This window comes from Bartonella sp. CR84HXZ (genome assembly GCF_042194535.1).
Lineage (GTDB): Bacteria > Pseudomonadota > Alphaproteobacteria > Rhizobiales > Rhizobiaceae > Bartonella > Bartonella grahamii.
On record NZ_JBHIMY010000002.1, the window covers coordinates 1 to 21,108 of the forward strand.

Sequence of the window (21,108 nt, forward strand, 5' to 3'; positions counted from 1 at the left end):
TTGTGGAGAAGGCTGTTCTTTATGAACTGGACGCAAAATCATTTGATCGGCTAAAGATTGTGAAGATTCTGAAACAATAGCCTGTTGCTTTCCGTCAGAAAAATGAAGAGAACTTGCTGGATATGCCCCTTCAATAATTTGACTTCCAAGAGTTGAAACAGTTAGAGATACAGAAGCTGGAGATTTTTGCCTTAAGTTTTGGCGGTTTTCTCTTCGATGTAGCAACTTAATAGCATGCTCTTTTGTAACTGTAATAGTTGAAAGAGAAGAAGCTGATTGATTTTGATTTAAATGCCACGTAGATCTACTCCTACTACGTGGCAAACTGTTGAGAAATGAAACATTATCAATAAATACCGCAGATAAATACCAAACTTTTTCACCCCCATCCTCATCAATTCTCTGTTTTAAACCATACATATAGGTTCCGCCATCAATAGTTTTAACATTTGCACCAGAAAAGCTTCTCAGAGTAAAATGTGCTCCTCCACTTTGATCAACAATTAAATCAAGTTCTGTTGAAGAAGGATCAACAATTTCAATACCGGAATCTACAATACTTATTGTGTGAGAACCACGGCCATTCTTGATAAAGAGATAATCACCCTCTCCTTCTGCAAGGCTGACATTAAAATCGAAATGTAGACTCCCAAAAAGATTATCAATATAAAGCTTAGAGTAATGTAAATTGGATTCTGTAGAAGTAAAAATAATATTTCCCACACCGCTTAGCTTCTTAATATAGGTTTCTGTGTTTCCATATCCAGTAGAAATAGAGTATAATTTAGCGTTTTCTCCCTCTAAATTAATATCGTCTACTGTTGTCTGATAATTTTTATATTCAGTATAAAAGCTATTATTTCCAGCATAAAGGTGAACTTGTCCAAAATCATGAATCTTTATTTTTCCTTCCAACATCGCACCAGCAAAAACCCATGAATTGGCTCCTTCTTTAATTGTTAGATTTTTTACAATGCTACCAGCATGAACTTCTTGAGCAGCATGGCGGTGTAAAGTCACAATATCCGCCTCTCCCCCTGCTAATACCCGCTGTACCCCACCCGCGAAAACCTCAGTATTCACGGCTAAGCCACCACTTTTTTGTACAAAATCATCATCATCTGCGAACCATTTAGCAAGAGTTTGTATTCCTCCACTCATCACTTTTGTTCCCACAGCCATCCCATCATCATATACATTCTGCTGTCCCGGCGTGTCACCTTGACCATAAAGTGTCGTGTTATAAGTGCTGCTCCCCACAATTTCACCATTTACATAACCCTCTCCGAAAACAAGCTGCTCCCCACCATAAATTTCAGCTCTCAATGCGGATCCTCCTCCCTCCACTCTTTGTTTTCCACCCTCGTAAATAATCGTAAATTCTGAGATCCCCTGTTCCCCTACAATCTCTGAACCACCATTTTCAATTGTTGTATTCTTACTAAAACCACCAGTCTCAACATAGAGTGTTGCAGTTTCTGGAACTGTATTATTAATGGATAATTTAAAATCATCCGTTTCTCCATCACCAGCAATATAAACTATGCTATTGTCACCAAGTATGGAGTTTTGTAAAATTTTTTCACCTAGACCAGTAATGAAATCCTCTGCATAAAAATTGAAATCACCTGTATAAGAATCGGCTATAGAATCTTCCGAAGGAGAAACAGTATTTTCTTGCTCAAAAGAGTTATCTATAGGCAACTCCGTATGAGATGGAGAAAAGATAGGAGTAGAAATTTTTTCCGATGTAGATGATGTCGATAAAGACCAAATCTTTCCACCGTTATGATCTTTTTTCTTTAGAGCGTACATGTAGACTCCATTATCAACAGTAGCTATCTCTTCACCCCCAAAATCTATCAGAGTAAAATGTGCATTTCCACTTTGATCATGAATTAAATCAAGCTCCAAAACTAAGTTCTGATTTTGTAGAAGAGAATTGGTCATTTCAGCACCAGAATCGATAACGCTGATGGTGTGATGACCTGCTCCTTTTTTTATAAGAAGATAATCACCGCGCTGTTCTGCAAAATTAGTATTAAACCTAAAATGTAAATTACCTGAAAGATTACCGACCTCAAGTTTAGAGTAATGTGGATTAAACACGGTAGAAGTAAAAACAACGCGTCCATCCCCGCTTAGATCCTCAATCAGAGAGCTTTCACCATCCATCTTGGAAGCAATAGAGTATAATGTGGTATCTTTACCATTTAAAACAATTTTTTCTACTTCAGTATGAGATTGCTCAGCACCAGCATAAAGATAAATCCGTCCAGAATCATGAATCATGGTGTTTCCTTCTAATGTTGCACCAGAATGCAACCACGATTGTGCTTGATCCTTAATCGTTAAATCTTTTACATAGCCTCCTAAATCTATTGCTTGAAAAGCATTCCCTTGTAAGAGAACACCAATCGCGATTCCTCCTGCTAAAACGTGTTGTTCTCCACCAGAAAAGATCTTCGTATCAAATGCAAAACTGCTATAATGGTCTAGATCTTTTTCCACAAAAAGATTTTGTACCCCTCCTTCCATGATCTTTGTGCTAAAAACCTCTCCATCATCATACACATTCTGGTATCCTAGCACTCCATTTTTACCAGAAACGACAGTGTTATAGGCGCTACTCCTTACCATCTCACCTTTGATATCAAACTTTCCTGAAACAAACTGCTCACCACCGTAAATTTGAGCCCCTTCAGCTTTCCCCCCATCTTCAACCTTTTGTTTTCCCCCTCTCTTAACTGTACTATCCTGTGAAAGACCCTGTGTTCTAATAAGTTCAGTACCGCCTCTTTGAATTGTCGTATACAGGCTAAAACCACCGTTATAAACCGAAAGCTTTCCAGCATCTTTAACTATATTACTAATTGAAGTCTCTCCATTGCTATCAACTTTCTCACTGTTACTATCAAAGCTAGGATCAGCAATCGTAACAATCATTCCCTTTTCAATTGTGCGTTCTGTGAGATCATTCGATAATGAAGCCATCGCAGATGGTTGCAAGTTAAAATCAGAAAATAAAGAGGTATTTTCCTCATCAAGAGCATAATTCGCATCTAAATACCAAATTTTACCATTGCTCTTATTTTTTCTATGTTTCAAACTGTACATGTAGGTTCCGGCATCAATAGCTCTGATTTTTTCACCAAAAGTATTTGTCAGAGTAAAATGAGCGTTTCCACTATGATCAGAAATTAATTTAAGCTTTTTGTGGGAAGGGGTTGTAACCTCACCTCCAGAATCAGTAACACTTATTGTATGATAACCTGAACCACTTTTTTTAATAACAAGATAATCACTAAGATGCTTGGCAAAGTTGACATTAAACTCAAAATGTAAAGAACCTGATAGATCATCAATATTAAGCTTAGAGTAATGCTTATCAGCCCCAAAAGATGTAAAAATAACTCTGCCACTTCCAGTTAAATTCTGGATATTAACCTGAGAGAGAGTAGCGTTATTTTTAGTTGCAATAGAGTATAACTTGGCATCTTCTCCATTTAAAATAAGATTTTCTACTTCCGTAACAGCTTCACCATTCCCAGCATAAAGATAGAGGTTGCCAAAATCATTAACATTTGTATCCTTATCTAATATTGCACCAGCAAAAACCCATGATTGTGCTTGGTGATTAATTGTTAGATTATCCGCGTATCCAGAATCATATATCTTCTGAGTAGCTCTATCATATAAAGTAACTTCGCTCGCATTCCCTCCTGCTAAGATATTCTGCGCACCATTTTTAAAAAGTTCAGTACTAAGTGCAAAAGCCCCCTCATTGATTGTAAAATCCTCATTTTCTGTATCAGCTGTATCAGTATCTTCTGAGAATCCATTATTAAAATTCTCTTTACCATCAAGATTCTGGACACCTCCTTTCATAACCTTTGTGTCAACAACCATCCCCCCACTATAGACACTTTGTAGTCCTAGGATTCCATCTTCAGCATAAATTTCGGTGTTATAAGCACTACTTTCCTTATCTTTACGCAACAAACCAGTTCCAAGAACCCCCTTACCAAAAATAATCTGCTCACCACCATAGATTTTAGCCCCCTCAGCATTTGCACCACTCTCAACAATTTGTTTACCACCTTTTTTAACAGTGGCATATTCTGAACTGCTCAGATTTTGGACGAATTCAATACCACCACTCTCAATTGTCGTATCCCTGCTAACACTTGCTGCATCAATGTAGAGTTTTCCACCTTCTTGAACCGTATTATTGATGGAATAGCCTGCATCTTCATATTTAAAGCTATTTATTTCAGAATCTTCAGAATCTTGATTAGTAATATAGATAGTAGCACCATCACTTATTATTGAATTTGTGAGTACTTCAAAGAATAGGTTTTCTAATCTCTCCCTTTCCTCTTCTGAAGACTTGCTTCCTTCTACTATCTGTTTATTCTCTATCCTTTTTGATCCCCCTTTTTTTTCTTTTAATCCCCTCACTTCCAATAACAATTTTTTTGTCTCTTCTAGATGTTCACTGATACTTACTGGTGTTAATAACTTTTCTTTTGGTGTCGCTACTCCATCTGCACTCGCAATCTTGGCAAAAAAACCACTGGTCATTAATGCACAAAAACTTAATTTCAATTTGCGTTGCATTATTCACACTCCATAATTTCAAATTTAAATTCCCCCATTTAGAAAAAAGTGCATAGACCAAAACAACTCAATGCAATTGCTCAACCTCATGTTTTTTAAGATAATAAAGCATTCGATGGACTACACTCTGACAGATCAAATATACACCCTGTGTTTTAAAATGCATGCACAACTAAAAGGTTTAATTTCTTTTTGATACGCTTAAAAAGTGTTATAATTACATCTATGGAAAAATATTTTTGAGATACCAAAGGCTGGTCTATAAATAAGATTGATCCCTCAATAGATAAAAATGGCATTAAACATTAAAGGAAACAGTAATGTTATGAGAGCGGCCTTTATATCCACATATTTCTTCCTCTACAGCATTTAAAACAGTGTCTTTATTCTACTTAACTTGGGTAATCTAAAGAACACTTATTCATGCTCATCAAGCCATAATCATTGTTCTAATATATAAGAAACGTCATAATATCGACTCGACAGTGATTTGAAATTTTTATAATTATAGTCAGTTAACTCATCATTTGATTTGTCATATACTGAAAGGGACATTCTATTCATGTCTATAAACTTAGAAATGCAAGGTACAAGAAACAGAAATTCCCCTCGTCGCATTTTGTTTGCAAGCCTTATTGGCCCAACAATTGAATTCTTTGATTTCTATGTCTTTGCCACTGCCGCAGCTCTCATATTTCCTCATGTGTTTTTTCCAACACAAAATGATCAGATTGCCATTTTACAATCTTTCCTGATCTTTGGAGCAGCCTTTTTTGCCCGCCCCTTTGGATCAATTGTTTTTGGACATTTTGGAGATAAAATTGGAAGGAAAGCAACACTTATCGCTTCTCTTCTCACAATGGGTCTTTCAACAGTCATTATTGGTTTTCTTCCTACTTATGAAACCGCTGGGTGGTTTGCCCCTTTCCTCTTAACCTTGTGCCGTATTGGACAGGGAATGGGATTAGGAGGAGAATGGGGAGGTGCTGTTTTGCTCGCAACAGAAAATGCCCCTCCAGAAAAGCGCGGCTGGTATGCGATGTTCCCCCAATTGGGCGTTCCAATCGGTTTATTTTTATCTATTGCTGTTTATTTAGGTCTGTTGCATTTCCTTGATCATGAGGAACTTTTAGCTTGGGGATGGCGCATTCCTTTTATTGCTTCAGTTGTTTTTATGATTATAGGATTATGGGTCCGTCTTTCAATCAATGAAACTGTTCAATTCAAAAAAACTCTTGAAAGTAAAGAACGTGTCAAAGTTCCTATCATCGATGTCTTTTTAAAATGTCCACGAATCCTATTTCTTGGAATATTTTCTGGTATGGCAACATTTGTTTTGTTTTACTTGGTCACTGCATATTTGTTAAGCTACTCAACAAACCATCTGCAATTGCCATTTTATCAAGCTCTTCAAGTCGAAATTGTTGGTGCTATTTTCTGTGGAATTTTTACTGTCATCACTGGAAAACTCGCTGATCGTATTAGACGTAGAACTTTGATGATTTGGGTTACAATCATCACCGGTATCTATTCTTTTGCAATTCCTTATTTCTTAAATTCTGGAGTTATAGGAGTCCTTGCAATGTCTGTTATCGGTTTGTCTATCATGGGGATGATATACAGTCCTCTTGGTGCTGTTTTGGCTTCACCATACCCAACAGCAATTCGATATACTGGTTCTTCTATTACTTTCAACTTATCGGGTATCGTAGGAGCCTCTCTTGCGCCTTATATTGCAGAATATCTGGTACAACATTTTGATACATCTTATATCGGCTATTATTTGCTTCTTGCTTCTTTTATTTCACTGATTTGCTTCGTCGGATTTACAGATGATGAAATATCCAACTAAAATATAATAAAGAAGAATAAAATAAGTACTGGCAGCAAAAATGCTGCCAGTTTCGTTTTTAAAGACATGGGTTGCGGTATTTTCCACCACAATATTCCTGCGAACAAGGCACTCAAAAAGAAAAATAAAAAATCTGCAATATTGCTTATATAAGCAACAGTAAACATTCCTGATAGGATATGTGTTGTTCCCAACCACGAAACGCAAAAAAAAGCCAATATCACAGCCCATAAAACAAGCAAAATTCGATCAATTATCATGATGCCGTTTCATTTTTTTAATTGTAGTCCATATCTTTAATATGCCTAAAAGAAAAATCACAATAAAAACCCAACGCCCTCCCCCTGATCCTTTCGCAATAAAAAGCGCTGGATTTACTATTCCTATCAATCCTATAAAAATCAGAACAACAGAGATGAGACGCATTAAACCTGTTTTTCCCAACAACGATCTTCAGTCTGTTGCCAATACGTTAAATTATGATTTTCCATTTTATATTTTTTCCACTGTGCACGAACAAGACTCAACTGCTCATCATCTCTACCATCAAATATCACAACAAGCCGTTGATAAGTATCAATATTCGAACATACGGCTCCCTCTATGAGAAAACGAATCTTTGAATCATTCGGATTTTCTTGTCCTGTCGTCAAAAATACAGGCTGAAAGTTTGAATATTGATCACACTCAGTTCCATGTCCAATAAATGATTCATCCGCATAAACCCATAAATGCATATCTATAGAATCGCGTTGTTCTTCACTTACACATTGTATTGTTACCTTCCCAAAACGAGCCAATGCACGCTCTACAAGCGTTGGCAAAATATCTTTCAGCGTTGACTGCGTCAAATGATAGAATAGAATATCCAACCTCTTAAGCCCTTATCACCCTTTTATAAAAAGCTAACATCTTTTTTAGAGAAACTTCCATACCCACAGTATAAAAGGAAACGGTTCAAGATATAAACCCTCTTTTTTGATTGAGATGCATTATCTTTTTGCACGTGTCTTTAAAAGACAAAAAATTTTAATTTCAACGTTAATAAAAAATTTTTTTAAGTTATTTTCTAGATTCTTTGTAGACTATAGTTGAAAATAAAATATAATGTACGGAAAATTTAAAGAGGACCTCATAGGCAATTTTATATTATTTATTTGGTTAAAATATCCAATTCATAGAAGGATATTTTTTCGAACTTTATTACATTTTAACCGAAAGCAGTAAAATATTTGCTATCGAATTAAAGACTGAGGATTTTCCCCAATTTATGCGTATTATTGAGTTCTACATCCTGAAACGTGTCCTTGTTTTGTTTAGTTCTGTTATGATTGCAGCAGTGGGCGTTAGTTGGACAGTACAAATTCTCGCACGGATAAACTTTCTCACAACAAGTAAACAAACACTCCTCACAGTCTTACAATTTTCACTCTCATTGGTTCCTTCTGTTGTTTTTCTTGTCATTCCATTTGCATTAGTAATCGCAATTACAACCATCCTTTCAGCAATGCATCAAGACTCAGAACTTGCTGTCATCAATGCCTCTGGTTTTGCTAAAAGTACTGTTTGGAAACCTATTCTTCTTCTTGCTATTGTTGCATCCTGTATCTCCTTTTCTATAGCTAATTTTGTTGTTCCTCAAGCGCGTCTTCATATGCGACAAATGCTAGCAAGCGCTCATTTTGATCTTATTAATCTATTCATTAGTGAAGGAAGCTTCCAAAAACTCGCTAATAACCTTTACATAGAAATTGGCGAACGAAATCCAAATGGAGCACTTAAACGCCTTTTCATTGCCGACCAGCGTGATCCTAAGACTGATCTTTTTTATTATGCAACAGACGCATCCATTGTGAGCAATAAAAACGGCAGTTTTCTGGTTCTCAATAACGGTGAAATAGAAAGAGTTAACCATCAAAATAACAGTGTTTCAATCGTTCAATTTAGCTCATATACTTTTAGCCTAGGGGAGTTTATCCCCAGTGATAAAGCACCTACTCTTTATCCAAAAGATCGGTCTCTTTCTTATTTACAAAATCCTGATCCAAAAGATCCCTACTATCAACGAAAACCACTCCAATATAAAGCTGAGTTTCACCGCAGATTAACCCAATGGCTCTACCCTATTGTTTTTTCACTTATTGCATTAGCAGCGGCAGGGGATGTATGCTCCCATCGACAAGCTCGTCATTCCGCAAATTTCTCGGCAATTACCCTTTCTTTTCTGGTGTATTGGATAGGATATTTTTTTGCAGAAAAAGCAAAGAACGATCTTGCATACGTTCCTCTCCTTTATATTATGCCCATAGGGACAAGTGCATTTGTTTTTTTTATGCTTTTAACGAATCATAAAATTGGGCTCCCCACAAAAGTTAATGAGATTATTCAAATCGCTTTTCAAAAAGTAATGAACAAATTTGAACATCGAAAATCTCAAGATTCCTCGGATGAAATATCATGATTGGGTGGACACTTGGACGATACTTTTTTATACGTTATCTTAAAATAACTTGTTATTTCTGGGGAAGCATTTTTGTCCTTGCTCTTTTAATCGATTTCACAGAGAACTCCGGTAGGCTGTCCTCCATTCCGCATCATACAGCAAAAGATGCATTTTTCCTCTCTGTTTTACGCATCCCTTTTATCATGCAACAACTTATCCCTTTCATTGCACTCTTTTCTGCAATGGCAACGCTTATCTCGCTCAACAAAAAACTTGAACTTGTGGTGACTCGTTCAATCGGTGTTTCTGCATGGCAATTTCTTATGCCAGCTTGTTTGGGAGCTTTTCTTTTGGGATTATTTTCAGTTCTTCTCATTAATCCACTTGCTGCATGGGGATTTTCTCAAGCAGAAAAAAAGATGACTGAATGGCGCAATAACAATATACTAACACCTCTTCATAATACAGGTATCCACTGGTTAACACAACGTACAAATTTAGGCAGAACAACCATTGGTGCTAAATTTATCACCGACCAAGGACTTTCTCTTATCGATGCAACCTTTGTACAATACAATGACAACGCAACCGTCAAAAATTGGATTAACACCCCAAAAGCAACCTTGAGTAATGGATCTTGGCTATTAACAAATGGAACAATCTATAAAATAGGGCATCCTCCTGAAAAAATTACCGTGTTGCAAATAAAAACCAATCTAAAACCTGAATTTTTAACGGAACGTTTAGCGAATCCCGCGACTATTCCATTTTACCAATTGCCAAAAAAAATTATGATTGCACGTTCATTTGGCTATTCTGCTAATAATTTTGATATGTATTTCCAATCTTTAATTGCATTACCGGCATTACTTGTGGCAATGACCCTCATTGCAGCAACTGTATCTTTAAATTTTACGCGTTTTGGGCAATCTAGAACGTTGATTCTTGGTGGAGTAATAGCTGGGTTTACGCTTTATGTTATTTCCGTACTCGTTCAAGCTTTTGGTAATGCTGGATATATTCCACCAATTATTGCAGCTTGGACACCCGTTGTTATTGCGTTATTCTTAGGAATCTCTTTTTTACTTCATAAAGAGGATGGCTAAGTGAAAGCATTAACACTTAAAAAAATTATTTTAACAAAATTAAGTGCTCTCGCTTTTACAAGTGTTATGGGGGTTATTTTAGGAGGCGCTTTGTCTTATTGTGCGCACGCTCAAAGCCTTATGTCTCCTTCCCAAAGTCGCATTCGAAATCCGGAACGTCCTCTTTTGCTCTCTGCGGATGAACTCATCTACAATCGTGATGAAAACACTGTTTCTGCACAAGGTAATGTCCAAATCGAATATGATGGCAATAAAGTTGTCGCTCAAAAAATTATTTACAATCAAAAAACAGGACGGCTTATAGCACAAGGGAACGTTGAAATTACTGAAAAGGATGGTAATAAAATCTATTCCAACCAAATTGATATGACCAAAGATCTTGGCGAGGGTTTTGTAAACGCCTTACGTATTGATACAGCCAACAATGTTCACTTTTCAGCCCAAAATGCTACACGCAAAAACAATCACATAACAGTCTTTGAAAATGCAACCTATACAGCCTGTGAACCTTGCTCTTATAAACCAGATAGAGACGTCCTATGGAAAATTAAAGCAAGAAAGATCATATGGAATAATAGCATCAAAAAAATTCGGTTTGAAAATAGCAGTTTTGAAGTTTTTGGTGTACCGATTATAAAATTTCCAAATTTTGAGATCTATGATCCAACTGTCAGGCGTGCTAGCGGTCTGCTTACTCCTCATTTTTTTTATACTGATTATCTCGGTATGGGGATAAAGAATTCTTATTTTTGGAATCTCGCCCCTCACTATGATTTTACCCTTTCTTCTACTGTTTATACCCAACAAGGGCTTTTAACCGAAGGGGAATGGCGTCAACGTTTTAAAATGGGCAGTTATAATATTCGCTTTGCTCATATATACCAAATGAAACGGCATAGATTTGATAATGATACGATTGATGCACAGCATAAAAACCGTTATATGCTGTCAACAAAAGGGGACTTTCGTATTAATTCACACTGGACTTATGGATGGGATATCCTTGCACAATCAGATCGGCATTTTAGTCGTGCCTATAAACTTGAAAACTATAGCAATCCTACACAACTTTCTCAGATCTATCTGAATGGTCTTGCAGGAAAAAATTATTTTGATATGCGTTTTTATCATTTTAAAGTTCAAGATTCAATATTGAATGATCCTCATTATGAACGTCACTCTCGGCAAGCTTGGGTCCTACCGCGCATCGATTATTTTTTCACACCAGATGAACCCATTTATAATGGAGAGCTTACCTTCCATAGTAATATGCAATCAATTTATCGTCGTCATACTGACTTCAGTTCTACCGACCAGAACGGAACCCCTCTCAACATAGTAAGACTTTCTGGTATGGCTGGAAATAGTTTGCGTTTAACAAACGAGCTTCAGTGGAAAAAGCGCTTCAACACGCACAACGGACTCATCTTAACCCCCCTTCTCTCTCTACGAGCTGATATCATTACAACCAATGCAAGCGAAAATTATACAGCTTCTACAGAAAAAAATTCCTCATCCGCAATTCATGGTTCAACAATTCGTGGCATGGCAACAGCAGGGTTGGAACTACGCTATCCCTTCCTTATTACAGCGGATCATTCTACACATATTATAGAACCAACCGCACAAATTTTTATACGCAATAATGAACAATATATTGGACAAATTCCTAATGAAGATGCTCAAAGCTTTGTCTTTGATGCAACCACTCTCTTTCAACGAGACAAATTTTCTGGTTATGATCGTGTAGAAGGTGGCACAAGAGCCAATATAGGTCTAAGATATTCTGGAAGCTTTAATGACAATTGGTCTCTTTATAGTCTTGTTGGACAATCCTTTCATCTAGCAGGAAAGAATTCTTTTGCAGAAAAGGACTTTGTCAATGTCGGTATTCATTCTAGCTTAGAGGCAAAACGTTCAGACTATGTTGCAATGTTTGGTGCAACCCATAAAAGTGGTTTTTCCTTAGAAACGCGTGGACGCTTTGACAAAAAGACAGGAAAAATCCGCCGTAGTGAAATCGAAGCATCACAAAAATGGCAAAATTTTTGGGCGGCTCTACAATATGCCTATATCGCAAAGCAACCAGATTATGAATATCCTCAAGAGCGCCAAGAAATTTCTTTTCAAACAGGACTTAAACTAGCAGATTATTGGTCTATTAATAGCAACGCCGGTTATGATTTAGTATCTGGTACATTTGTAAAGCGAGGAATTAGCTTGAATTATACAGATGAATGTTTCGGGTTAACATTCGGTTATCAACAGGTAACGAATCCAGGCAGGAAAACACCCTTGCAAAACTTTAATTTCTCTCTTTCATTGCGTACGATTGCAGATATCGGAAAAAAGATAGATTAATTTATAAAGAGAATGTATCAGTCATTTAACTTATCATTGTTTTTATGAAAGAAAGAGTATATTTTAAGTTGTTGATGAGAATTAATAAACAATGCGAAAGCCTATTCACATGAATAAATTGAAAAAGCGTGTTCTTGCTTTATTTTATATTACGTCTTTGAGCGTAAGCAGCCTGCTAATAAATGGATTTTTGATTCCGACAGTCTTTGCGCAGACTTCTATTGTTGTTACAGTTAATGGCAACCCCATCACAAATTATGATATACAAAGGCGCCTTGCTTTTCTCAGATTACAACAAAAGCAAGGCAATTTGGTGGCACAGGCTAAAAAAGAGCTTATCGATGAAAAGCTAAAAAATATTGAAATAAAACGTCGTAATATTGAAGTAAGCAATGATGAAGTTGATAGAGCTTTTGAGAATTTTGCGACACAAAATAATATGACGATTGATCAGCTCAACCAGATTCTGATCCAAACTGAGATCACTGTGCAACACTTTAAAGATTACATCCGTGGACAAATAGGATGGGGGCGTCTTGTTAGCGCACGCTATCAAGCTGAAACAGGTATGATTAGCGAACAAGAAGCTGTACGCAGGATATTAAAAAATGGTGGTGTAAAACCTTCAACCAATGAATATACATTACAGCGAATTGTTTTTGTCATTCCTGCACATCGTCGTTCAGAAATTTTTGAAAGACGTCAAAGAGAAGCAAGCAATTTTCGTGCACATTTCCGTGGATGTGCCAATGCTCACAATCAAGCAAGAGGTATTTTAGACGTTACTATCCGCCACTTAGGAAAGTTTCTGGAGCCCCAACTTCCCAATGCATGGGAACAAGCTATTCTTGCAACGCCTGCTGGAAAAATGACAAAATTACAAGAAACATCTGATGGAATCGAAGCAATTGCTGTCTGCAAAATAAAAAGAGTTTCTGATGATTATGTCGCTCGACTAATATTTTCTCTTCAAGATAGTAAAAAAAGAAGCCCGCAAAAACTTGAAGAATTAAGCGACAAATATTTAGGAGAACTGCGGCGAGTGGCGCGCATTCAAAATTCATAATGGCTGCTCTTATTGTTAGCGGTGGTGATCCTGCCGGAATTGGTCCTGAAATAGTACTAAAAGCGTGGAGTTTGCGTGTTACGCGCCAAATTCCACCTTTTGTGCTTCTTGCTGATCCAGATGTTATTCGTTCGCGCGCTCGTTTTTTACAGATTGATGTTGAGGTGCAATCTGTTTTAATCAATAATTCCGCAAAAAATTTTCAAAACGCTCTTCCTATCATACCGTTAAAAAACAAACAAAGTGATCAATTAGGTATACCTTCATCGAATAATTCCGCTGGAATCATTGAAGCAATTCAACGCTGTGTTCAATTAATTCAAAATGGCCATGCATGTGCACTTATTACTTGTCCTATTGCAAAAAAGAATCTTTATGATGCCGGTTTTCAATTTCCAGGTCATACAGAATTTTTAGCCGATTTAGCCCATAAAGCTTTTCATAAATGTTACCATCCAGTTATGATGTTAGCAGGACCTCGATTAAAAACAGTACCAATAACTGTTCATATTCCATTTAAAAATGTTCCTTCACAACTTACCCGTGATTTAATTGTTCAAACGGTACTTATTACTGAATGTGACTTAAAAACACGGTTTAAAATAACGTCACCCCGACTAGCTGTTGCTGGTCTTAATCCTCATGCTGGAGAAGGAGGTGCAATGGGAAAAGAAGATATTGAAGTTATCACTCCTGCTATTGAATATCTTAAAAAGAAAGGACTCAATATTGCAGGACCGCTGCCTGCCGACACAATGTTCCATGAATGCGCAAGAAAGGCATATGACGTTGCCATTTGTATGTATCATGATCAAGCCCTTATCCCTGTTAAAACATTAGACTTTGATAGCACGGTTAATGTCACGTTAGGTCTCCCTTTTATTCGCACGTCTCCAGATCACGGAACTGCTTTTGACATTGCTGATAAAGGGATAGCCTCTCCCGAAAGCTTTATTGCTGCTCTTAAACTTGCAAATCAACTTGCCGAAAATAGTTTAATACCATGCCAATAGATAATCTCCCTCCTCTACGTGAGGTCATTGATATATATGGATTACAAGCACATAAATCTTTGGGGCAAAATTTTCTTTTTGATCTTAATTTAACATCTAAAATTGCTCATCACGCAGGTAATATAGAAGGAAAACCTGTTCTTGAAATTGGTCCTGGTCCTGGAGGTCTCACACGTGCCTTGCTAGCAAAGGGTGCCATTGTAACAGCAATAGAACGCGATGAACGCTGCATACCAGCTCTCTTAGAAATAGAAAAACACTATCCTAAAAAATTAAAAATTATTTGTAATGATGCACTGAAGCAAGACTTCTCAAAACTCTTTGAAACAAGCCCCGAAAAACCTCGCATTATTGCAAATCTTCCCTATAATATTGGGACACAACTCTTATTAAATTGGCTTTTGACTGAACCATGGCCTCCTTTTTATGAATCAATGACATTGATGTTTCAACGTGAAGTTGCCAAACGGATTACAGCTAAACCCCAATCTACTCATTATGGACGTCTTAGTGTCTTAACTGGCTGGCGTACCACTGCTAAAATTGCTTTTGATGTGCCCCCTCAAGCCTTCATACCAATACCTAAAGTAACTTCTTCCGTTGTTCATATTATTCCGCGAATACAACCTCTTGCCTGCTCTGCACAAAAACTAAGCCTCGTCACAAAAACCGCCTTTGGACAAAGACGAAAAATGCTTCGTCAAAATCTCAAAACACTTGGAGGTGAAGTGCTATTAGAAAAAGCTGGAATTGATGGAACACGCCGTGCTGAAACGCTCTCGGTTTCAGAATTTGTAACTTTAGCGCATCTAGTGCTCTAAAAAATTGCACTTTTTGTTATGCAACCTTTTTTAATCAAGACATTTATCGATCTTTTCAGCAATAAGCCCATCAACAAAAGAGTCAAGATAAGAACAGCGCTCGCGTTTTACGGTTTCAGCTAAATAAATTGATTTAATAAAAGATAAAGACTGATCTAAATCTTCGTTAATCACAACATAATCATAAGAACGCCAATGCTTTAACTCCGTTCGTGCATTTTCCAATCGTAAATTGATGATATCTTGACTATCTTCTGCTCGACGATGTAAACGCGAAACAAGCTCTTTCATTGATGGTGGAAGGATAAAAACAGATACAGTGTCTCCTAGCATCTTTTTTTGCAGCTGCTCGGTACCTTGATAATCAATATCAAATAACATATCACGGCCAGTACTCAATGCGTTCTCAACAGTTTCACGTAAAGTGCCATAATAATTCCCGTGAACTTCTGCCCATTCAATAAATTCATCTCTATCACGCTTATATTCAAACTCTTCCTTTGAAATAAAGTGATAATGCAGTCCATCTACTTCACTAGGACGCCTTTTCCTTGTGGTCATACTTACGGAAAGCTCTAATTTTCCATCTTTTAGAAGTAATCGAGAAATTGTTGATTTACCAGCACCTGAAGGAGAAGAGAGAATAAATAAAAAACCGCGGCGTTGATTTATTTTTATAGCACTCAATTTACTTTCGAAGACTGTCATTACATCACTCTACTTTGTTCATAAATGTTTCTCCAAAATTTGAATTATACATTATCTCAACCTTTCCCCTAATCAATGTGTTTTCTTAGCAGTTATCAATGTTATTCTGCTCTTTTTTGAGATAAGTTATTAGCAGTGTATTCACTGCTTTCTTAAATATTTTTATCCATACGCTAATCCCACTTGTGACAGACAAGAAAATGATTTTTTATCATTCTCATAAAAAGTTTAAAGAGAAAAATTTTACTATATTTTGCATTCTCATTTACGATGCAAAAAGATGTATTATCATTATAAATTCAATGTCTTGCCTTTAATTCTCGCCACTTGCGAACATTCACATTATGTTCCTCTAAAGTTCGAGAAAAAACATGCCCTCCTGAACCATCAGCAACAAAATAAAGTGCATCACTGCTTGGTGGATGTGCCACCGCTTTCAAAGAATCTCGACCTGGATTTGCAATAGCTGTTGGAGGCAAACCATTAATTTTATAAGTATTATATGGTGTTTGCTTCTCAAGATCTGAACGATAAATTGCACGACCTGATGGTTTTCCTTTTCCTCCAAAGAGACCATAAATAACTGTTGGATCCGATTGAAGACGCATATGCTTTGTAAGGCGGTTATAAAATACCGCGGCAACCATTGGTCTTTCTGCTGCAATTCCCGTTTCTTTCTCAACAATTGAGGCTAATATAACAAATTCATCAATTGATTTAATGGGTAAATCAGGTGAACGCGTAGCCCATATAGCATGAATTAATTTTGTCTGCCCTTCACGCAATCTGTTTACAATCTCTTTACGCGTTGTCCCCCGAATAAAACGAACAGTATCCGTCATTAAACAGCCCTCTGGAGGCAAAATTTTTGGAAGATCTCCAATCAAAATTTCATTCGCAGCTAATCGATCGAAAACTTGCTGAACCGTTAAACCTTCAGGTACTGTAAATGTATACTCAATAGATTTTCCTTTCACAAGAATATCCATAATATCCTGCATCGAAGAATGAGCCGGAATTAAATATTCACCAGCCTTCAGATGCGTTGTTTTTTGGTGATAACCAACCCCATAAACAAAAATATCCGATGATCGAATGAAACCGCGTTTTTCTAGCAATGCAGCAATTTCACGAATTCCTGTGCCAGGATGGATAAGAACAATTTGTTCCTCCTCAATTTTTCCCTTTTCTTCAAAAATACTTTTTCCAATATAAAGAGGAATACTTATGGCGAAAAGAATAACCACAATCAGCATAAGAAAAAAATGACCGAGAATAACCAACGGATTACGGACGATAGATGATTTCTTTCGTTTTTTATGTACTAACATGTCATAACTATCTGCTAAATGATTCGAAGAGGAATCACTTACGTCCTTTAATGATTTTCCATTTTTCACATCGGACATAACCCCTCAATAGCGATTAAGGACAATATTATAATTTCTCATTCACCTTATAACAAAGTAGAAAACTCAAAAGCAGAAATTAAATAAAAATACTTATTATCCCCTAAAACGTCGCATCACCAACGATGCATTTGTCCCACCAAATCCAAAAGAATTAGAAAGAATCGTATCAATCTTTCGTTCACGCGGTTTGTGTGGTACAAGATCGATTTTCGTTTCAATCGATGGATTGTCAAGATTAAGTGTCGCTGGGGCTATATTATCCCGTATAGCTAGAACAGAAAAAATAGCCTCAGCAGCACCGGCGGCACCAAGTAAATGCCCGATAGATGATTTCGTTGATGACATGGATACTTGTGGTGCATAATTCCCTAAAACACGCTCAACAGCTGCTAGCTCTATGGAATCAGCCATCGTTGATGTACCATGAGCATTAATATAATCAAGTTCACTCACATTCACTTGTGCACGCTTAAGAGCAGCCATCATACTACGCTGAGCCCCTTCACCACTTTCTGAAGGCGCTGTAATGTGGTAAGCGTCACCAGATAAACCATAGCCAATAACCTCAGCATAAATACGCGCTCCTCGTTTTTTGGCGTGTTCCAGCTCTTCTAAAACAACAACTGCTGCTCCTTCCCCCATCACAAAACCATCACGATCAGCATCATAAGGACGTGACGCCCGTTCAGGATCATCATTGCGACAAGTAGAAAGAGCTCTACAAGCTGCAAAACCTGCAAGAGATATCCGATTTATCGGAGATTCGGTTCCCCCTGCCACCATGACATCTGCATCACCAAACATAATCAAACGTGCTGCATCACCAATCGCATGCGCCCCTGTCGAACAAGCCGTTACAACAGAATGATTAGGCCCCCGTAAACCATATTGAATAGACACATAACCAGAAGCAAGATTAATCAAACGACCTGGAATAAAAAAAGGAGAAACACGACGAGGTCCCTTATCACGAAGCGTATAACCAGCTTCAACAATGCCCTCAACTCCCCCAATTCCCGAACCAATTAACACACCTGTACAAATCTGATCTTCATCACTCTTAGGAAACCATTCGGCATCTGCAAGCGCTTGGTTAGCAGCAGCCATTGCATAAACAATAAATGCATCAACTTTACGTTGCTCTTTAGGTTCCATATACAAATCAGCATTATAGGTCCCCTCTGTTCCATCCCCTAAGGGGATACGCCCAGCAATCTGGCATGGCAAATCTGACACATCAAACTCAGTGATACGTCGGACACCACTTCTTCCTTCAAGAAGTCGTTTCCAACTATATTCAATATTACCAGCTAATGGAGATACCAATCCTAAACCAGTAACAACAACACGTCTCATAACTTCTAACCTTGAACTAAACTTCACCTCTCAAAGCTCTCTTTTCAAAAGAGCTCCGAAGAATATAGGCAAAAGCAATTTATGCCTTTGCCCTTTAGTAATCATGCAGAAGCTTTATCAATGAACTTGACTGCATCACCAACTGTGAAAATCGTTTCAGCAGCTTCATCTGGAATTTCTACCCCAAACTCTTCTTCAAAAGCCATAACGAGTTCAACCGTATCAAGGCTATCAGCCCCTAGATCATCGATAAAGCTTGCATTTTCTACAACTTTATCAGCATTAACCCCAAGATGTTCCACAATAATTTTCTTAACGCGCTCTACTGTATCACTCATGTTGAAATCCTCGAATTTATATTTTCCTATAATTTGGTTAACTATATCGGCTCATCTAATCAAGCAATAGATGCATTACTTTAAAAGATTTTAGCAATGATTTAAAACATCCTGTGGATATCCCCTACAAAATGAACTAATTTGACATTCCGACATCAATTGATCAACGACCATGTTCAAGAAATAGATGCATCTTTCTATTTCAATCGTTACTATCTAAAATAATACAAATCATAAATCAATGTGGAATAAAATAAATACTCAAATCATTGCCATTCCACCATTGATATGGAGTGTTTGACCTGTCGTATAGGCTGCTTCATCGCTTGCTAAATAAACAGCAGCAGCAGCTATTTCTTGCCCACTCCCCATACGCTTCATTGGAATCGCAGCCATAATTGCTTCTTTTTGCTTTTCATTAAGCTTGTTTGTCATTGCAGATTTAATAAATCCTGGAGCAATACAATTGATAGTGATGTTTCGCGAAGCAATTTCTTGTGCCAATGCTTTAGAAAAACCTATCAATCCTGCTTTTGCAGCACAATAATTCGTTTGTCCAGGATTTCCCACAACACCAACAACAGATGTAATGTTAATAATCCTTCCATAACGGCGGCGCATCATAGAATGTATTAATTCACGCGTCAAAAGAGAAGCTGCTGTTAGGTTAACTTCTAAAACATCATCCCAGTCTTTATCTTGCATACGCACAAAAAGACCATCCCTAGTAATTCCCGCATTGTTAACCAAAATATCGACGCCATCCATTTCTCTTTCTGCAACTTCAGCCAATTGTTTAATCGATTGGCGCTCAGAAAGATTAGCGGGAAATACAAAAACATTCTGCCCTAATTCTGTTGCTACTTCTCTAAGCTTTTCTTCACGTGTTCCATGAAGTCCAACAATGGCTCCTTGTGCATGAAAGCAGCGTGCAATTGCCTCACCAATTCCTCCCGAAGCTCCCGTTACAAGAGCTTTACGTCCTGTTAGTCTAAACATTTTTTTAACTCCTTATAGATTAAACGCCAAGCATGCTCAGCGCTGATTCTATTTCATCAACTGTTCCAATTGTTACCCCCTTTATATCTTTGTTAATACGACGCGTTAAACCTGTTAATACTTTTCCAGAACCAACTTCAAAAAGCGTATCAACCCCATTAGCAGCGATCCATTCTATTGTTTCACGCCATCGCACCCTCCCAGTCACTTGTTCAACAAGAAGAGTAGTAATACGCTCTGGATTGCTCTCAGGTGCAACAGAAACATTGGCAATCAAAGGAACAATCGGGGGCATTTTGTTAACAGTCAAAAGTGCTTTCTTCATGGCATCAGCAGCAGGTTGCATTAAAGATGAATGAAAAGGTGCAGAAACTGGAAGAAGAAGTGCACGTTTTGCACCTTTTGTTGATGCAATCTCTACCGCTGTCTCAACTGCTTTTGCTTTACCTGAAATAACAATTTGCCCACCACCATTATCATTAGCAATCTGACATAGTCCTTCTCCAGAAACAGTTTCGCAAATTTCTTCCACAATATGCTCTTCCAAACCAATCAGTGCTGCCATAGAACCTTCACCAACCGCGACAGCAGCCTGCATAGCATTGCCACGAATACGCAAAAGTCTTGCCGTATCTGTGAGAGTAAATGTACCAGCAGCACAAAGAGCCGAATATTCACCTAAAGAATGACCAGCAACAAACCTTACCTTTTCTTCTATACGAAGCCCTAATTGTTTCATCACACGAATGACAGCCATGGATACAGCCATTAATGCCGGTTGTGCATTTGCTGTTAACGTTAAAACATCTGCTGGTCCTTCAAAAATGACCTTGGATAATTTCTCACCCAAAGCATCATCAACTTCCTCGAAAACCATCCGTGCGGCAATAAATTGCTCTGTAAGCGCCTTCCCCATACCAACAAGTTGACTTCCCTGCCCTGGAAAAATAAAAGCTGCACCCATTTATCAACTCCTAAAATTGTACAATTAAATTATTCTCTTTTGACCTTAT

The 21,108-nt window shown here is 37.5% G+C and carries 16 protein-coding genes; 7 read left to right on the forward strand and 9 right to left on the reverse strand.

Annotated elements, in window-relative coordinates:
• A partial coding sequence (locus tag ACFIKD_RS01250; protein WP_375647010.1) for a pertactin-like passenger domain-containing protein occupies positions 1–4,620 on the reverse strand: 4,620 nt, incomplete at its 3' end.
• A 562-nt stretch (positions 4,621–5,182) separates the two neighbouring features.
• Between ACFIKD_RS01250 and ACFIKD_RS01255 the strand changes: the two genes are divergently transcribed.
• The gene (locus ACFIKD_RS01255; RefSeq protein ID WP_375636532.1) at positions 5,183–6,472 is read left to right on the forward strand and encodes an MFS transporter; all 1,290 of its coding nucleotides are present in this window, start codon (positions 5,183–5,185) and stop codon (positions 6,470–6,472) included.
• On the opposite strand, the gene ACFIKD_RS01260 is transcribed toward ACFIKD_RS01255, so the two are convergent.
• Positions 6,469–6,732, reverse strand: a complete 264-nt coding sequence (locus ACFIKD_RS01260; RefSeq protein WP_375636533.1) for a hypothetical protein — start codon at positions 6,730–6,732, stop codon at positions 6,469–6,471. The genes ACFIKD_RS01255 and ACFIKD_RS01260 overlap by 4 nt on opposite strands.
• 165 nt (positions 6,733–6,897) lie before the next feature.
• Complete coding sequence (locus ACFIKD_RS01265; RefSeq protein ID WP_375636534.1) at positions 6,898–7,344, reverse strand: DNA polymerase III subunit chi; 447 nt, start codon at positions 7,342–7,344, stop codon at positions 6,898–6,900.
• A gap of 398 nt (positions 7,345–7,742) precedes the next feature.
• Here ACFIKD_RS01265 and lptF point away from each other — a divergent pair, with 398 nt between their 5' ends.
• From lptF to rsmA, 6 genes are all read left to right on the forward strand, one after another.
• Positions 7,743–8,933 carry an LPS export ABC transporter permease LptF gene (gene lptF, locus ACFIKD_RS01270; protein WP_375647011.1) on the forward strand — a complete coding sequence of 397 codons (1,191 nt, stop codon included), beginning with the start codon at positions 7,743–7,745 and terminating at the stop codon, positions 8,931–8,933.
• Complete coding sequence (lptG, locus tag ACFIKD_RS01275; RefSeq protein ID WP_375636537.1) at positions 8,930–10,021, forward strand: LPS export ABC transporter permease LptG; 1,092 nt, start codon at positions 8,930–8,932, stop codon at positions 10,019–10,021. Before lptF ends, lptG begins: the two co-directional genes overlap by 4 nt.
• On the forward strand, positions 10,022–12,382 hold the full coding sequence (locus ACFIKD_RS01280; RefSeq protein WP_375647012.1) for an LPS-assembly protein LptD: 2,361 nt from the start codon (positions 10,022–10,024) through the stop codon (positions 12,380–12,382). It abuts the gene before it with no gap.
• A gap of 109 nt (positions 12,383–12,491) precedes the next feature.
• Positions 12,492–13,448 carry a peptidylprolyl isomerase gene (locus ACFIKD_RS01285; protein ID WP_026500356.1) on the forward strand — a complete coding sequence of 319 codons (957 nt, stop codon included), beginning with the start codon at positions 12,492–12,494 and terminating at the stop codon, positions 13,446–13,448.
• The gene (gene pdxA / locus ACFIKD_RS01290) at positions 13,448–14,461 is read left to right on the forward strand and encodes a 4-hydroxythreonine-4-phosphate dehydrogenase PdxA (RefSeq protein ID WP_375647014.1); all 1,014 of its coding nucleotides are present in this window, start codon (positions 13,448–13,450) and stop codon (positions 14,459–14,461) included. The genes ACFIKD_RS01285 and pdxA overlap by 1 nt, the downstream gene beginning before the upstream one ends.
• On the forward strand, positions 14,452–15,282 hold the full coding sequence (gene rsmA, locus ACFIKD_RS01295) for a 16S rRNA (adenine(1518)-N(6)/adenine(1519)-N(6))-dimethyltransferase RsmA (RefSeq protein ID WP_273788483.1): 831 nt from the start codon (positions 14,452–14,454) through the stop codon (positions 15,280–15,282). The genes pdxA and rsmA overlap by 10 nt, the downstream gene beginning before the upstream one ends.
• A gap of 30 nt (positions 15,283–15,312) precedes the next feature.
• Here the strand turns inward: rsmA and gmk are convergent, their stop codons facing one another.
• From gmk to fabD, 6 genes are all read right to left on the reverse strand, one after another.
• Positions 15,313–15,990, reverse strand: a complete 678-nt coding sequence (gene gmk, locus ACFIKD_RS01300) for a guanylate kinase (RefSeq protein WP_375644911.1) — start codon at positions 15,988–15,990, stop codon at positions 15,313–15,315.
• Between the two features lie 299 nt (positions 15,991–16,289).
• The gene (gene mltG, locus ACFIKD_RS01305; RefSeq protein WP_375647015.1) at positions 16,290–17,399 is read right to left on the reverse strand and encodes an endolytic transglycosylase MltG; all 1,110 of its coding nucleotides are present in this window, start codon (positions 17,397–17,399) and stop codon (positions 16,290–16,292) included.
• Positions 17,400–17,495: 96 nt separating this feature from the next.
• Positions 17,496–18,758 carry a beta-ketoacyl-ACP synthase II gene (gene fabF / locus ACFIKD_RS01310; RefSeq protein ID WP_375636547.1) on the reverse strand — a complete coding sequence of 421 codons (1,263 nt, stop codon included), beginning with the start codon at positions 18,756–18,758 and terminating at the stop codon, positions 17,496–17,498.
• Positions 18,759–18,859: 101 nt separating this feature from the next.
• The gene (locus tag ACFIKD_RS01315) at positions 18,860–19,096 is read right to left on the reverse strand and encodes an acyl carrier protein (protein ID WP_004860281.1); all 237 of its coding nucleotides are present in this window, start codon (positions 19,094–19,096) and stop codon (positions 18,860–18,862) included.
• Positions 19,097–19,357: 261 nt separating this feature from the next.
• On the reverse strand, positions 19,358–20,095 hold the full coding sequence (fabG, locus tag ACFIKD_RS01320; RefSeq protein WP_375647016.1) for a 3-oxoacyl-[acyl-carrier-protein] reductase: 738 nt from the start codon (positions 20,093–20,095) through the stop codon (positions 19,358–19,360).
• A 19-nt stretch (positions 20,096–20,114) separates the two neighbouring features.
• A complete protein-coding gene (gene fabD / locus ACFIKD_RS01325; protein WP_375647018.1) occupies positions 20,115–21,059 on the reverse strand; it encodes an ACP S-malonyltransferase in 945 nt (314 codons plus the stop codon).
• Positions 21,060–21,108: the final 49 nt, after the last annotated feature.

What these genes read in the sequence shown, in the direction of transcription:
- ACFIKD_RS01255 (WP_375636532.1), top strand. Translation starts at nt 5,183, where the DNA reads ATGTCTATAAACTTAGAAATGCAAGGTACAAGAAACAGAAATTCCCCT.
- ACFIKD_RS01260 (WP_375636533.1), bottom strand. Translation starts at nt 6,732, where the DNA reads ATGATAATTGATCGAATTTTGCTTGTTTTATGGGCTGTGATATTGGCT.
- lptF (WP_375647011.1), top strand. Translation starts at nt 7,743, where the DNA reads ATGCGTATTATTGAGTTCTACATCCTGAAACGTGTCCTTGTTTTGTTT.
- lptG (WP_375636537.1), top strand. Translation starts at nt 8,930, where the DNA reads ATGATTGGGTGGACACTTGGACGATACTTTTTTATACGTTATCTTAAA.
- ACFIKD_RS01285 (WP_026500356.1), top strand. Translation starts at nt 12,492, where the DNA reads ATGAATAAATTGAAAAAGCGTGTTCTTGCTTTATTTTATATTACGTCT.
- pdxA (WP_375647014.1), top strand. Translation starts at nt 13,448, where the DNA reads ATGGCTGCTCTTATTGTTAGCGGTGGTGATCCTGCCGGAATTGGTCCT.
- rsmA (WP_273788483.1), top strand. Translation starts at nt 14,452, where the DNA reads ATGCCAATAGATAATCTCCCTCCTCTACGTGAGGTCATTGATATATAT.
- gmk (WP_375644911.1), bottom strand. Translation starts at nt 15,990, where the DNA reads ATGACAGTCTTCGAAAGTAAATTGAGTGCTATAAAAATAAATCAACGC.
- mltG (WP_375647015.1), bottom strand. Translation starts at nt 17,399, where the DNA reads ATGTCCGATGTGAAAAATGGAAAATCATTAAAGGACGTAAGTGATTCC.
- fabF (WP_375636547.1), bottom strand. Translation starts at nt 18,758, where the DNA reads ATGAGACGTGTTGTTGTTACTGGTTTAGGATTGGTATCTCCATTAGCT.
- ACFIKD_RS01315 (WP_004860281.1), bottom strand. Translation starts at nt 19,096, where the DNA reads ATGAGTGATACAGTAGAGCGCGTTAAGAAAATTATTGTGGAACATCTT.
- fabG (WP_375647016.1), bottom strand. Translation starts at nt 20,095, where the DNA reads ATGTTTAGACTAACAGGACGTAAAGCTCTTGTAACGGGAGCTTCGGGA.
- fabD (WP_375647018.1), bottom strand. Translation starts at nt 21,059, where the DNA reads ATGGGTGCAGCTTTTATTTTTCCAGGGCAGGGAAGTCAACTTGTTGGT.